General features: G+C 67.2%; 14 protein-coding genes. 6 read left to right on the top strand and 8 right to left on the bottom strand.

Annotated features, from left to right (window positions below; all coding sequences use genetic code 11):
* The first annotated feature begins 112 nt into the window (after nt 1-112).
* Nucleotides 113-670, top strand: a complete 558-nt coding sequence (locus tag F5X71_RS31580; protein ID WP_167465276.1) for a hypothetical protein — start codon at nt 113-115, stop codon at nt 668-670.
* A gap of 189 nt (nt 671-859) precedes the next feature.
* On the opposite strand, the gene F5X71_RS31575 is transcribed toward F5X71_RS31580, so the two are convergent.
* The 6 genes from F5X71_RS31575 to F5X71_RS31550 all read right to left on the bottom strand — a co-directional run bounded on the left by F5X71_RS31575 (nt 860) and on the right by F5X71_RS31550 (nt 8,578).
* Nucleotides 860-1,273 (bottom strand): nuclear transport factor 2 family protein, encoded by a 414-nt coding sequence (locus tag F5X71_RS31575; protein WP_167465275.1) that lies wholly within the window; start codon nt 1,271-1,273, stop codon nt 860-862.
* A gap of 242 nt (nt 1,274-1,515) precedes the next feature.
* On the bottom strand, nt 1,516-4,296 hold the full coding sequence (locus F5X71_RS31570) for a DUF5682 family protein (protein WP_167465274.1): 2,781 nt from the start codon (nt 4,294-4,296) through the stop codon (nt 1,516-1,518).
* A complete protein-coding gene (locus F5X71_RS31565) occupies nt 4,293-5,411 on the bottom strand; it encodes an ATP-binding protein (RefSeq protein WP_167465273.1) in 1,119 nt (372 codons plus the stop codon). Before F5X71_RS31565 ends, F5X71_RS31570 begins: the two co-directional genes overlap by 4 nt.
* A gap of 13 nt (nt 5,412-5,424) precedes the next feature.
* Nucleotides 5,425-6,753, bottom strand: a complete 1,329-nt coding sequence (locus F5X71_RS31560; RefSeq protein WP_167465272.1) for a vWA domain-containing protein — start codon at nt 6,751-6,753, stop codon at nt 5,425-5,427.
* Nucleotides 6,750-8,126 carry a hypothetical protein gene (locus F5X71_RS31555; protein ID WP_167465271.1) on the bottom strand — a complete coding sequence of 459 codons (1,377 nt, stop codon included), beginning with the start codon at nt 8,124-8,126 and terminating at the stop codon, nt 6,750-6,752. The genes F5X71_RS31560 and F5X71_RS31555 overlap by 4 nt, the downstream gene beginning before the upstream one ends.
* Entirely contained in the window at nt 8,126-8,578 is a 453-nt protein-coding gene (locus F5X71_RS31550) for a hypothetical protein (RefSeq protein WP_238815580.1), read from the bottom strand. Before F5X71_RS31550 ends, F5X71_RS31555 begins: the two co-directional genes overlap by 1 nt.
* Nucleotides 8,579-9,004: 426 nt before the next feature.
* Here F5X71_RS31550 and F5X71_RS31545 point away from each other — a divergent pair, with 426 nt between their 5' ends.
* Both F5X71_RS31545 and F5X71_RS31540 read left to right on the top strand, forming a co-directional pair.
* A complete protein-coding gene (locus F5X71_RS31545; protein ID WP_167465269.1) occupies nt 9,005-9,316 on the top strand; it encodes a hypothetical protein in 312 nt (103 codons plus the stop codon).
* Nucleotides 9,317-9,422: 106 nt separating this feature from the next.
* Nucleotides 9,423-10,325, top strand: coding sequence for a D-alanyl-D-alanine carboxypeptidase family protein (locus F5X71_RS31540; protein WP_238815579.1), 903 nt, complete (start codon nt 9,423-9,425; stop codon nt 10,323-10,325).
* Here F5X71_RS31540 and F5X71_RS31535 read toward each other — a convergent pair.
* A complete protein-coding gene (locus F5X71_RS31535) occupies nt 10,322-11,062 on the bottom strand; it encodes a TVP38/TMEM64 family protein (protein WP_167465268.1) in 741 nt (246 codons plus the stop codon). The genes F5X71_RS31540 and F5X71_RS31535 overlap by 4 nt on opposite strands.
* A 198-nt stretch (nt 11,063-11,260) precedes the next feature.
* Here F5X71_RS31535 and F5X71_RS31530 point away from each other — a divergent pair, with 198 nt between their 5' ends.
* A complete protein-coding gene (locus tag F5X71_RS31530) occupies nt 11,261-11,464 on the top strand; it encodes a cold-shock protein (protein ID WP_014988265.1) in 204 nt (67 codons plus the stop codon).
* 117 nt (nt 11,465-11,581) lie between these two features.
* On the opposite strand, the gene F5X71_RS31525 is transcribed toward F5X71_RS31530, so the two are convergent.
* Nucleotides 11,582-11,953 carry a MerR family transcriptional regulator gene (locus F5X71_RS31525; RefSeq protein ID WP_167465267.1) on the bottom strand — a complete coding sequence of 124 codons (372 nt, stop codon included), beginning with the start codon at nt 11,951-11,953 and terminating at the stop codon, nt 11,582-11,584.
* 108 nt (nt 11,954-12,061) lie between these two features.
* Between F5X71_RS31525 and F5X71_RS31520 the strand changes: the two genes are divergently transcribed.
* Nucleotides 12,062-12,907, top strand: coding sequence for an alkene reductase (locus F5X71_RS31520; protein WP_238815578.1), 846 nt, complete (start codon nt 12,062-12,064; stop codon nt 12,905-12,907).
* Nucleotides 12,838-13,128: a hypothetical protein gene (locus tag F5X71_RS37310; protein ID WP_238815577.1), complete on the top strand. Its 291-nt coding sequence runs from the start codon at nt 12,838-12,840 to the stop codon at nt 13,126-13,128. Before F5X71_RS31520 ends, F5X71_RS37310 begins: the two co-directional genes overlap by 70 nt.

The raw sequence follows: 13,128 nt of genomic DNA, 5'->3' as shown, positions 1-13,128 counted from the left end.
TCTCGGAATGCACGAACTCTCGACGACTTCCTTGCTGGGCGAACGGTGGCGACCTAGATTTGGCCCGGTGGGGCGGGGTAATTCAGATTAATTGAGAAAGAAGGTATTTCGTATGAAGCATCAATCATTTCGCAAGGGTGTGGCCACGCTGGGAAGATCCCTGGCCGGGCTGGTGCTCGCGCTGGCCGTGATGTGCGTAGTTCCCGGTACGGCCGCTGCCCAGCCCGCTCCTGGCGACAAGCTTGCGGCAGGCTTTCCGTCGCAGATCCAGCTCCGGAACCAGAGCGTGCAGTTCGGTACTCGTTGCGTCTACTACGACGAGACGCGGGTGTGGCTTGCTGACGCGCTCGAGAATTCCACCTGCGACCCGGCCCTTTCGAGCGTGTTCAACACCATCATGACACCTGACGGCTGGGCGCGATTCGAATTGGCCGCACACCCCGGTCGCTGTCTGATCGCCGACCCTTCGCGCGATCCGCAGGTAGGTGTCGGGTCCTGCGGCGGCGGGCAGGAACTGGACTGGGGCGGCGGCGGTCCACTGAATTCGATCGCCCTCTACCCTCGCCCGCATCCGACATGGTGGTTGTGCGCGATAGTCAACACCGTTTCGCTACAGCAGCCACCCAACGGTGAGCCCACCCTCCAGGAATACAAATGGGCCATCAACTGAGCTGATCGCACTTCCAAGTACCAGACATCTACCGGGGTCCAGGCGGAGATACATGCCGGAATTGGTATCTGTCGGGCCCGCTCCACGTCACCACTGAACAGAACTCCCCTGCCAACCTCCGCCTTTCACCCTGGCAGGGGAGTTTCTCTCTGCGGGGTACTTCTTCGGCTGACTGTGAGGAACGAGGGATCAGGCAGGTCGCATCGTTTGCATGGTGCGGTCGAACTCCCAGAAGGTGCGGACGGTGGTGATCTTGCCGGTCTCGTCGACCTTGTAGATGAAGACGCCTTCGGCGTCGAGGATCTGGCCGTTGTTGCTGCTGCGGACTCTGCCGGTGTAGGCGACTTCGTCGGCGCAGGCGAAGGAGTCTTCGAAGAGGAAGTCGATCGAGTCGTTGGGGGCGATGGCGTTGTCCCAGAACGCGGAGCGGGCGGCGGGGCCGCGGTGGCCATTGCCTTCCGGATCGAAAGGCGAGGGGCCGACGGGGTCTTCGATGACGGCGTCGGGGGCGTAGAGAGCGAGCCAAGCGTTCTTGTCGCGTGCTCGAACGGCGGCGTGTAGGGCTTGGGCGGCGGCGCGGGCCGGGTGGGGCGCGGCAGTCATGGGTCTCCTCCTGGTGGCCGATCATGTGGTTGCGATGCGGACGAGTGCCGCTTGCCGCACCACCCCGATCCTTTCGGCCGGTGAAGACCGCGGTCAACGACCTGACGGCAAGAGAGCAAGAACCGACCGATAGTCGACGAGATCGCGCATATCGCGCACGGGAAGCGCGGCATGCCGGTGCGTATGGCCCGTCCCCTCCCGCGCTACCGCGGGCGCGGGACCGCGGAAAGGGACGGAAGGGGTTATCCCAGTTGGGTGGACAGGGCGGCGGCCGTGGTGGGGAAACGGTTGAGCAGGTCGGTCAGTTCGCGGCTGGCGGCAGGTTGGAGGTCCTGCCAAGTGCCTGCTATGCCGAGTAGATGGGCTAGCGCGTCGCAGGTTGTGGGATGGGTTGCGAGTAGGTCGTTGATCGGGCCCTGTGGCGTTGTCACCAGTGGTGTTGTGGGGGTAGGGGATTCGAGTGACCACGGGGCGACGAAGGTGTCGACGGCGGGGAGGGAGCCGGGGAAGGTGCGGCCTGCCTCGCTGATCAGGCCGGGGATCAGGTCGCCTGCTTGATCTTTCAGCGTGGTGATGAGCTTCGGCAGCCAGGGCAGCAGGACTGCGTCGGGCAGGGTGCCGAAGGCTTTCGACAGCAGCTCGACGACAAAGGGCTTCAGAGCCGGAGCAGGATCGATGGCCTGGACGAAACCGCTGACGTACTGCGGAACCGTCGGCAGCAGCAGTGGATTGGCCAGCATGCCGTCGCATCGGGAGCGCAGCTCGGCCATGGTGAGCAGGCCGAGTTGGAAGCGAGCCGCCCACAGCAGAGCCACCTTGGCGGGGGCCTCCGGATGTGATTGCAGGACGGCCAATTCCAGCTGGGTGTGGTCACAGCCCAGCGACAGGGCCAGATTCTCCATGCCGAACAGGAAGCCGAGCATGGCCGCCACCTGGGCCGGGCCGGTCTCTTCTGCGGTGAACGCGGTGGGCAGCAGGGTGCAGTAGTGGGCGTATCCGGCGGTGACGAACTGCTCGCACCAGGTGGGCAGGCCGTCTTCGGTGGAGCGGAAGTAGTTGAGTAGCAGGCGGATATGGCGAAGTACGTGAGGTGCGTCGTCTACTGTGCGCTCGGCGGAGAGCAGTTCGACTGCCTGGTGGCCGAGTTCGTCGGCGAGGCGCACTGAGCCCAGATAGACCAGCGCGTCCTCGACGGCGGCGAGTGCGACCGCGGCGGTGGCGTCCGTGGCGCTGACCGCGCGGCGCAGGCGCTGTTCGAGCACCTGCTCGACGCTCACGCCCTCGTAGCCGAGCTCGACCAGCGCGCGCTGGTACTTGCCGAGCCCGATGTCCCAGCTCTCCTGGATCGAGGTCGCGCCGAGTTCGCGTGTGCCCATGATGGGGCGCAGGGCGTCGTGCGGAAGCAGCTTGCGCAGCAGCCACAGCAGGTCCGAGCACGCCCGCAGGTCCGGGCTCGACTTCAGGTCGAGCAGCGCGCGCTGCAGCGTCCGCTTGGACAGGTCCAGGCCCAGGGGTTCCAGTCGGTCGAGCACGTCGCGGGCCAGCGGCGGCAGCGCCGCGTAACCGACCTGACCGATGCGGTCGCCGCCGAGCAGGATCTCGCACAGCCGACGCACATCCCGGCGGCCCGGCACCCGGTCCTTCTCGATGCAGGTGACGGCCGCATCCTGGAAGTCATAAGGTGTCGGCCTGGCCCGATTACGCAAGCCCGCCAACAGGATCGAGGTCTCGAACACCGCGATGGCATCGGCGGTGCTGGCCAGGTAGCCGTTGCGGCGAGCGAGCCGGACGATATCCACCGACCATTCCAGCAGTTCTGCCTCGTCCAGCGGGTCCAAGACCGGCGGGCGCGACAGGAAGTCCGAAAGCTGGTCCGCCACCGCGGTTTCGGAGGTTGCTGGAAGCAAAGGCTTCTTGACGCGTTTCTTCGTGCCGGGTTGGCCTTCGAACTGGAACGACTGCAATGCCCCACGCCGCAGGCCCTTCGCCCAGGTGGCCGCCGCGATCGATACCGCGCCGCCGGCCAGCCCGAACTGCGCCTCGATGGCCGAATGGCTGGACGGGATCAGCCCGTAGTGCCACTTGGTGGCCGAGCGAGGGGGGATCTCGAATTCGGTGCGCGGTGCGGCGAGCCCGAACTCCTCGACCGGACTGGCGGCATGGGCGGCACCGCACACGTGCAGCGCGTGCGCCGGGTCGATGTCGTTGGCGACCAGGTGCTCCCGCATGCGGGTCCACATGTACCGTTCGCGGTTCTCGTCCTCGGCGGTGCTGCCCCGGCGCAACCGCCGGAACAGGCTGCCGATCATGACCATCACCTGGCGGTAGGTGTCGTAGTCGGCGTCCGCGAGCGGCTGTTCGACGTACTGGTCCCACCACTCGGACCAGTGCCGGACCTTGCCGTGGTGCAGCAGGTGCTCTTCCAGCTCGGCGAAACGTGGTCGCAGATCACCGATTTCGATGCCGACCGCCGAGCCGTGCAAGCCGTCCTCTTCGGGCTGTTCGCTCTCGGCCGGTGTGGGCTCGGTCTCGGGCGCCCACTGGAACACGTGGTCGGTGGAACGGTCCACCAACACCAATTCGACGCCGGGAGTTTCGAGTGCGTAAGCGATGGCCTGATATTCGGCCGAAGACTCGGTGATCGGCGCGACCACCGACAGGGGTGCCCATTGCGCCGGAAACCCCGCGGTGTCGGTGGCGAAGGCCTGCAACGCAACCGGGAGTCGGCAGTTGCGCAGCTCGTCCAGCAGCGGCCGCATGTCCTCGCACAGTTCCAGATAGATGACGCGTGGCTGCTTTTCGCGCAACCGACGCACCATCGCCAGTCCGGAGGCGGGCGAGTGGTGGCAGACCGGGAAGATCTCCAAGCGCTCGGACAGCGCGCGATCGACATCGTCGATCATGCCCGACAGAATGTCTCCCGCCGCCCCGGGCGCGCCCGCGAAGGCGACGGCCGCCTCGGCCAATTGATCCCGCAGTGCCGCAAAGGTATTCGTCGCGGTATGGGTTTCGGAGACAGTCACGACAGCCTCGCGATCGCCGCGCGGCCGCCTTCCAGGAATTCGCCCCAGGCGGCATTCCCCTTCGAGCCCTTGGTGCGCGGCTCGACCACGCCGTGCAGGTACTTGTTGAGGATCGCCAGATCCTCGGGGGTGCGCCGGGCCAGCGAGCCGACGAGCGAGCCCGCGAGGGTCTCCGCGCGCAGTTCCTTCGCCCCGAAGAATTGGCTGTGCAGGATGGCGTCTTCGAGCACGCCGATCTGTTCGGCGGTGGACAGCGCGGACTCGAGTTTGTCGTCGTCGCTGGTGGCGGCGGCCGCGGCGGCGCGCAGATCGGCGAAGCTCTCCAACAGGATGTCGAGCAGCGTCGGCGGCAGATCCAGCTCGATCGAGTGGCGGCGCAGCAGCTCGGTGGTGCGGAACCGCACGATCTCCGCCTCGCTCTTCTTGTTGGACACCACCGGAATCCGGACGAAGTTGAAGCGGCGCTTGAGCGCGGAGGACAGGTCGTTCACGCCACGATCGCGGCTGTTGGCGGTGGCGATGATGGAGAAGCCCGGCTGTGCGAACACGACGTTGTCGTCGTCGAGCTCGGGGATCGAGACGTATTTCTCCGACAGTATCGAGATCAACGCGTCCTGCACGTCGCTGGTGGAGCGGGTGAGCTCCTCGAAACGTCCGATCACGCCCTGTTCCATCGCGGTCATGATCGGGGACGGGATCATCGACTCGCGCGACTGCCCCTTGGCGATGACCATGGAGATGTTCCACGAGTATTTGATGTGGTCTTCGGTGGTGCCCGCGGTGCCCTGCACCACGAGGGTGGAATTGCGGCTGATGGCGGCGGCAAGCAACTCGGCGAGCCAGCTCTTGCCGGTGCCGGGATCGCCGATGAGCAGCAGCCCTCGGTCCGAGGCCAGGGTGACGATGCTGCGCTCGACGAAACTGCGGTCGCCGAACCACTTCTGGGCCACCTCGCGATCCAGGCCGTCGGCGCGTTCGGACCCGAGGATGAACAGCCGCACCATCTTCGGGCTCAGCCGCCACGCGAACGGCTTGGGACCGTCGTCGATGGACTCCAGCCAATCCAGTTCCTCGGCGTACTTGACCTCGGCGGGGGCGCGCAAAACGTCGTTCATGATGCTGGGTCTCCTAGTCGAGAAAGTTCTTGAGTTCGTGTACGAGCTTTTGGATGCGTCCGGAAATCACCGGGGTACCAAGTTTTTTGAACCGTTCGCGGAACCACGGGTTGACGCTCTGGTGGCCGGAGCTGTTCACCGAGCCGACCGGGATGAGTTTGACCCCGCTGCGGTGTACCGCCTCCATCGATTCGAACAGCGGCTGCGAGCGGTCGAACTCGTAGAAGTCCGAAATCCACACCAGCACGGTGTTTTTCGGATCGGTGATCTTAGGTTCGGCCATCGCCATGGCCACCGGTCCGTCGTTGCCGCCACCGAGATTGGTGCGCAACAGCACCTCGAACGGATCGTGCACCCACGGAGTGAGGTCCAAAGCCTGGGTGTCATAGGCGATGAGGTGCACGTCCACCTTCGGCAGCCCCGCGAAGATCGACGCCAGGATGGTGCAGTTCACCATGGAATCGACCATGGAACCGGACTGGTCCACCACCACGATCATGCGGGCGGGGACGGTGCGTTTGGCGGTCTGGCGGTAGTAGAGCCGGTCGACGTAGAGGCGCTCGTCCTGGGGATTCCAGTTGGGCAGGTTCTTCCAGATGGTCCGGTCCACGTCGAGATTGCGCAGGATGCGCTTCGGCGGAATCGAGCGGTCGACGGTGCCGACGCTGGTCTGCTGCACCTGGGTGCGCAGGACCTCGGCGACCTCGTCGATGTAGCGGCGGATGAGGCGCTTGGCATTGGCCAGCGCGACACCGGACAGATTGTGCTTGTCGCGCAGCAGTTGCTCGATGAGCGACATGCTCGGCGTGAGCTGGGCGGCCAGGTGCGGGTCGGCGAGTACCTCGCGCAATCGCATGCGAGACACCAGTTCGCCCTCCAGGCCGGTGAGCACGCCGTGCACGGCACCGGCCTGCTCTTCGCCCAGGCAGCGGCGCAGCCAGTCGGCATCGGACTGCCATCCCGCCAGCTGGGTGGCGCTGACCTGGCCGGACCCGGTGGCGAACACATTCAGCAGCAGTTTGCACACCAGTGCCGCGGTCCGCACTTCGGCCGCGTCGATGGGCGGTGGATCGTCGGAGTCGGCCGGGCTCGTGCTCGCCGCGTCCTCGGTGAAGTCGAGGCGCTCGAACTCCGCCGTCATCTCCGGATAGCGCTGCACCACACTGTCGACGGAGATACCCGGGTCGAGCACCGCGAGCGGCAGTCCCAGGTCGTCGACGATGCCCGCGCTCGCCTGCTCCAGGGTCGGCTGTTGCTCGGCGCTGAAGACACCGGCCAGCAGACGCCAGTACAGGATCTGGCGCCGCGTCTCATGATTCGGTTCGCTTCGCGATGTCGTCATTGGCGCAGCAACCGTCCCGCCCGCTCCCGCAGCACCGCGACGGCGTCGCCCGACTTGGCCTGTGCCTTGGCGACTTTGGGGTCGGTCGGGCCGAGCGCCCAATCGCCGTTGTGCAGGGCGGTGAGCGCGCTCTTGACCTTGCGGCGAATCGCCAACGGTCGTACCGCCCAGCCCTCGGCATCCCAGCGCAGCAGGCCGATCGTGGCGACGGAGCCGGTGACGCCTGCCGCGGTGAGCGGACCCGCGGCAGGCAGCGCGTCGAGCTCGACCCGGATGAGCTGATCGCCCAATTCCATTGCGTCATCGCGGAATCGGTAGCCCTCGAGCAGGACCGGCTCGGCGATGTGCACCGGGTCGCGATCCAGCGGTGCGACCGCGGGCGCGTGCGCCTGCGGCAACTGAACGGTGGCGGTGACGAACGGATCTGCCGTCGCACCGGCCTTCGCGCGGTCGTCGTCCCACAGCAGGTCGCCGGTAGCCGTGAGGGGCATGTCGGTGAGCTCCAGTGCGCGCTGCTCGGCGAGCGCGGTGCACAACTGGGCGTGGGAGCTCAGCAGCTGCCACACCGCCGGTCCGACAATGGTGTCCACCTTGGCGGCCGCCACCGATGCCCGGACCCGGCGTGACGGTGCGCCCGCGAGTTCGAGGACGCCGTGCAGCTGGACCTGCACCGCGGTGCCGTGCTCGTGCACGTCGACGCCGAGGGGTAGCAGGCGACCCGAAATCTGCTCGGGTGCAATGGAATCCGGTACGCGACGGGTGAGCAGCAGTGCGCGTGTCCACAGGTCGGCCCAGCGGCGCGCGGGTATCCGGTCCATGGTGGCGACAGGGGCGCAGGCACCGAGTTCGGCGGCGAAGCCGTCCAGCAGCATTGCGAGCCGGCGCAGCGCGGGCTCGGCCAGCAGCGCGGCCACCGTGTGATCGGCGGCGGCCACCAGATCGTGGTCCACGCCGCGCCATCCCGCGATGGCCAGCTCGCCGAGCCAGGCGCGCGAGCCCACCGCGAGCGGGTTCGGTGCCGTGGCGTCCGACGTGGCGGTCCACTCGAATCGGTTGCGGCCCAGCGCCGTATCGGCCTGTTCGACGAGTGCGTCGTGCACCGCGCCTAGCAGGGCGGCACGGGCGGCGGCGAGTGCGGTGAGTTCCTCGGAACCGAGTGCGCCCGTGCTCACCTTGGTCACTGCCGTCGCGACGGCCTCGGCCAGCGGGGAGCCCGCCACCGCGGTCGCGAGTGCGGCCAGTGCCGCGTGCTGCGGCTCTGAGACTCGCGCGAGGCCGTTGACCAGCGCGTTGTCGAAACCGCGCACCGCGTCCATGGCCGCCGTGACGCCGGTGGGCGCATCGGCCAGCGCGGCGAGTTGGATCGGCTGCATCAGCGCCCCACCCCCGCGGGGAACCAGTGCAGCTCCGGGATCGGCGTCGTGCTGCCCGGCAGCTCGAGGTAGGTCAGGTGCCGCAGGAACCGGCTGAACACCGCGGCGGCCGGAGCCGGATCGCGAGTTCCGTTGAGGCAGCTGGTGATTCGAGCGCCATCAGGCACCTCGACGCGCAGGAATCGGGCCACCCGATCCGGTCCGTACTGGAGCACCGCTTCATCGATGAGCGAATCCAGGTGCTTGCAGGTCCACCCCTGGTTCAGCCCGCCGCACGGCCGGTTGTTGTTGGTGCTGCAGCTCAGCCCGTGCGTCACCGCGGTCACCGAGGCCACGTACACGCGGGCGATGTCGGAGCCGCTCGACACCACGCCCTGCAGGCGTCCGTCGGCAAGCTCCACGAACGGCACCTTGTTCAGCTTGCGCGGTGCCACGGCGGGCAAAACCCGCACTACAGAAGCGTTTTCCCAAGCCGACTGCGCCGGCGTGGCACTCGGATTCGAGGCCATCGTTCTCCCTCCCGGTCGATCACGATGCGCTCAAGGTATGTGACGGCACCGACAAGTGCCGCGCCGACCGCCGATCCCCGTAGCCGCCGCAGGTCAGCCGGTGCGCGTAAGGACAGTGCCGCCTGTGGGTTTCACTCGCGGTCTGGGCGAGCACCCGCTCGAGTCGCGGCGGTCGGCTCGAACGGCTACCAGGTCTCGGCCCTCACGGCCGACCTGGGCCTGGTGCCGGACGTGGATTGGCCGGAATTGTCATACCCGTGTCCTGGCGTCGACATGCGCCGAAAGGGGAGTATTGCGAATATGAACAGGTTGGTTCGACCATTGTCCACCGCGCTGAGCGTAGCCCGAATTTTGCTGGGCGTCGGATATATGTTCACTCCGAAACTGCTCAATGCCACCACCTTCGGGTCGAAAAGTGACACTCCCGAATTGCGGGTCACCGACAAGATGCTCGGCGTCCGAGAGGTCCTCATCGGCGCCGTGACATTGTCGGCGGCCGGGTCAGACCCCTCCGTGCTGTCGAGAAGCCTGTTGGCGAGCGCGGCCGTCGACGCATGGGATGCCTTCGGCGCGCTGACCACCCGGGGCACCTCGCCGCAGGCCAAACTCTCGATCGGTGTCGTGGCATGCACCGCGTCGGCCTTGGAGGTGACCGCGGGCGCTTTGGCGGCCAAGGGATAGCTCATCGCCGAATTGTTTCGTGCGGGGCCGAGTCGCCGAACTTTCTCCCGGGTGACGCGCGTGGAAATACCGCTGGTCGTCGGTGGGAAACGGCAGAATGCAGCCCATGCGAATATTCGCCCGACTGTTGCAAGCGGTTCTCGCCGGTGTGCTGCTCGTCGCGGTCGGGCAGGGAGTCGCCGCCACTCCCGCGCAAAGCCAGTTGCCCTGGACGACGCCGGAGCCGGACGGTGTGCAGGCGTCCGGGGCCGCGCTGGCCGATGGGCTCACCGGCACGGTGCTGTGGTCGCGCGGGCTGAACACCCCGCTCCCGATCGCCAGTATCGCGAAGGTGATGACGGCGCTGGTCGTGGCCGAGAGCGGCGACCTCGATCGGCCGGTCGCCGTGCCCGCGGAGAGCATCGCCTACTGCATCCGTCACGACGGCAGCACCGCGGGCCTGGCCCCCGGCGAGGTGCTCACCGCGCGTCAGCTGCTTTACGCGCTGATGCTGCCGTCGGGCTGCGACGCTGCCTACACCCTCGCCGAGGCCTTCGGGCCCGGCCAAACGGGCTTCCTGGCGCGGATGAACGGTCTCGCACGGCAAATGGGTTTGACCGGAACGTTTTTCGCCGACCCCAGTGGTTTGCCGACGCCGACGGACGATGCCACCTACTCGACTCCGGCGGACCTGATCGCACTCGGGCTGCGCACGATCCGGCAGCCGGTCCTGCGCGACATCGTCGGCACGCCCGACTACCACATCCCGGCGGGACCGGGCAATCGTGAGCACGTCTGGCACACCACGAACCTGCTGCTCGGGCAGTATCCCGGGGCCTCGGGCATCAAGACCGGATACACCAACGCGGCGGGAACCTGCTTGCTGTTCCACACCGTTCGGGCCGGAATACCGTTGATCGGCGTGGTTCTGCACAGCTCGCCCTACGGCGCCGTCGCCGCGAAGGACGACGCGCAGCGCATCCTGGATTGGGTCTATCACCCCATCTTCAGCGTGCTGCCGATCGGTTAGTGACTCTCGGGCCGGTCGGTGTCGTCGGCCGCGTCCCGCGCCGACGCCCCGGCGCGGCTGTGGTCGCGCCAGGTCCGCAAGCCGCGGTGCGCGGCGAAGGCGCCGAGCACGGCCACCACGCACCACACCGCGATCGCGGTGTAGGCCAGGGGCGCCGACAGATCGCCGATCGACGCGCCGAGCGCGGTGTAGACGAAGGCGCGCGGCGCCGAGCCGATGAACGCGCCGACGGCCATCTGCCACAACGGAACTCCGAACGCGCCGAAGACATACGACGCCAGCGCATCCGAAATGCCCGGCACGAACCGCTGCCCGACCACCGCCCAGAGGCCACCGCGCTCGACGGCGGCGTCGATGCGGTCGGCGCGGTCGGCACCGAGCAGGGCGCGGGCGCTGTCGCGTCCCGCGCGTCTGCCGAGAAAGCTCGCGGTCGTTGCCGTGCCGACCACCGCGCCCAACGTGACGAAGGTGCCGAGCACCGGACCGAACAGCAGCCCGCTACCCGCGGCCAGAATGGGTCCCGGCACGAAGACGGCGCCGAGCAGTGCCGCCGCCGCGGCGTAGAGCAGCGGTGCGGCCGGGCCGGTCGCACCGATCGCGTCGCGCACGCCCGCGACGTCGACGACCCGGGCGATGGCGACCAGATAGAACAATCCGAGCAGGAACGCGACGCACAGTGCCAGCCGGGCGCCGTGGCGCCACCTGCTCGGCAGCGGGGGATCGTCGTAGTCGGTCATGGTGGAATCACCCTGCCGCATCACGGCCTCGATCGCGACTCCAACCTGGTGTTTTGCCCTCGGGCCCGGCAGCGGCCGGGGGTTGGCTGGCTCACAATTTGGGATTTTCTCAGGAAGACGTGCGATGGTTGTCGGGTGAGACCAGGCTTATCGCAGTGATTTGCTCGGCTCATCTACAGAAAAGTGTGAAGTAAAGTAATGACGCAAGGCACTGTGAAATGGTTCAACGCTGAAAAAGGCTTCGGCTTCATCGCGCAAGACGGTGGCGGCGCTGACGTGTTCGTGCACTACTCCGCTGTTTCCGGCTCGGGCTTCAAGTCCCTTGAAGAAGGACAGCGCGTGGAGTTCGAGGTCGGCCAGGGACAGAAGGGCCCCCAGGCCCAGGACGTTCGCGCTATCTGATCTACGCAGGTAGGAAAGCCTCGCACCCGTTGGGGTGCGGGGCTTTTGTCCGTTCCGGGGTCGGTCGCCCGCGGACGTGACACCATCGCACGGTCTTCGAGAACGGCAGGTAAACCGCTACTGGGGCGCGCAGGATATGCCGGTGACCGCCGACTCGGCCGCGTTGGTGATGAACACGGTGAGTTCGTCGCGGGTCTGTTGCAGCTCGACGATCTGCCGGTCGATCCGATCCCGTTCGGCCACAAGATAATCCACGAGTTCCGGGGAAGAGTCCCCGGAAGCCATGCACGGCATGATGTACCGGATCGACTTGCTCGACAGCCCGGCGCCGTAGAGCCGCTGGATCATTTCGACGCGGCGCACCGCGGCCTCGCCGTAGACGCGCTGTCCGCTGGGGGTGCGCTCGGCGGTGAGTAGGTGATGCTCCTCGTAGTAGCGCAGCGCCCGCACGCTGACCCCTGTCCTGGCGGCGAGTTGGCCTATCCGCATGGTTCACTCCCGGTGATCTGGCTCACGTCGACTTGCCTCTGACGTCAGCGTCAGCTTTTAGCGTAGTCAGCGGGGTTCGAAATCGCGACTACCGCAAAGGAAATCACTGTGACCAGCTTGTTCGACAGTTATCGTCTCGGCAATCTGCGGTTGCCGAATCGGATGGTGATGGCGCCGATGTCGCGGGTGCGGGGTGGGGCCGACGGCATGGCGATCGCCGCCAACGCGACCTACTACGCGCAGCGGGCGACGGCGGGACTGATTGTCTCGGAAGGGATTCCGCCGAGCCTGCAAGGCCAGTCGAATCCCGGTGTCCCCACCTTGGTCGCCGATGCGCAGGCCGCGTCGTGGCGGCCGGTGACCGATGCCGTGCACGCCAACGGCGGTCGGATCTTCGCGCAGATCATGCACGGTGGCCGGGTCGGGCACCCGGAGATCGCGGGGTTCCAGCCCGTCGGCCCCTCGGCCGTGCCGTTGCGCGCCGACGTGTTCGCCCCGAGCGGTATGCAACCCGCGGCGGCGCCCAGAGCGCTCTCGCTCACCGAAATCGCCGGTGAGGCACAGGTTTACGCGGATGCCGCGCGGCGCGCGATCGACGCTGGGTTCGACGGTGTCGAGTTGCACGGCGCGAACGGATATCTGATCCAGCAGTTCCTGTCCACCAACGTCAACCAGCGCACCGACGCCTACGGCGGATCCATCAGCGGCCGAATCCGATTCGCCGTCGAGGCGGTGGCGGCGACGGTGGACGCGGTCGGCGCCGATCGGGTCGGCATCCGCCTCTCGCCGGGTGGCACGATCTGGGACATCGTCGAAGCCGACGTGCCGCGACTGTACAGCGCGTTGCTCGCCGAACTGGCCGACTCGACCTCGCCTTCATCGATGTGCTGGCCACCGCCGACGAGGAGGTGTTGGTCGCGCTGCGCAAGGCCTGGCCGACGGCGTTCATCCTGAATCCCGGCGGGCAGATCGGGCCGCTGCCCTCCGATAAGGCCGCAGGGGAGTACTGGCTCGCGCAGGGCGCGGACCTGATCGGCTACGGTCGCGCCTACATCGCCAATCCCGATCTGGTGGAACGCTTCCGGACCGGGGTGCCGTTGCGGGTGGCCGATCGCGACGTCTGGTACCAGAACTCTGCGGCGGGATACATCGACTTCCCGAGTTACCAGTACTGA

Origin of the sequence: Nocardia brasiliensis (assembly GCF_011801125.1) — a bacterium.
Taxonomy (GTDB): Bacteria; Actinomycetota; Actinomycetes; order Mycobacteriales; family Mycobacteriaceae; genus Nocardia; species Nocardia brasiliensis_C.
The sequence above is the reverse complement of the archived record's forward strand: the minus strand, read 5'-3'. Positions and strand labels throughout refer to the sequence as shown.

Bases quoted from the DNA above. Each gene is read 5' to 3' on its own strand.
- F5X71_RS31580 (WP_167465276.1), top strand. From the start codon at position 113: ATGAAGCATCAATCATTTCGCAAGGGTGTGGCCACGCTGGGAAGATCC.
- F5X71_RS31575 (WP_167465275.1), bottom strand. From the start codon at position 1,273: ATGACTGCCGCGCCCCACCCGGCCCGCGCCGCCGCCCAAGCCCTACAC.
- F5X71_RS31565 (WP_167465273.1), bottom strand. From the start codon at position 5,411: ATGAACGACGTTTTGCGCGCCCCCGCCGAGGTCAAGTACGCCGAGGAA.
- F5X71_RS31560 (WP_167465272.1), bottom strand. From the start codon at position 6,753: ATGACGACATCGCGAAGCGAACCGAATCATGAGACGCGGCGCCAGATC.
- F5X71_RS31555 (WP_167465271.1), bottom strand. From the start codon at position 8,126: ATGCAGCCGATCCAACTCGCCGCGCTGGCCGATGCGCCCACCGGCGTC.
- F5X71_RS31545 (WP_167465269.1), top strand. From the start codon at position 9,005: ATGTTCACTCCGAAACTGCTCAATGCCACCACCTTCGGGTCGAAAAGT.
- F5X71_RS31540 (WP_238815579.1), top strand. From the start codon at position 9,423: ATGCGAATATTCGCCCGACTGTTGCAAGCGGTTCTCGCCGGTGTGCTG.
- F5X71_RS31535 (WP_167465268.1), bottom strand. From the start codon at position 11,062: ATGACCGACTACGACGATCCCCCGCTGCCGAGCAGGTGGCGCCACGGC.
- F5X71_RS31530 (WP_014988265.1), top strand. From the start codon at position 11,261: ATGACGCAAGGCACTGTGAAATGGTTCAACGCTGAAAAAGGCTTCGGC.
- F5X71_RS31525 (WP_167465267.1), bottom strand. From the start codon at position 11,953: ATGCGGATAGGCCAACTCGCCGCCAGGACAGGGGTCAGCGTGCGGGCG.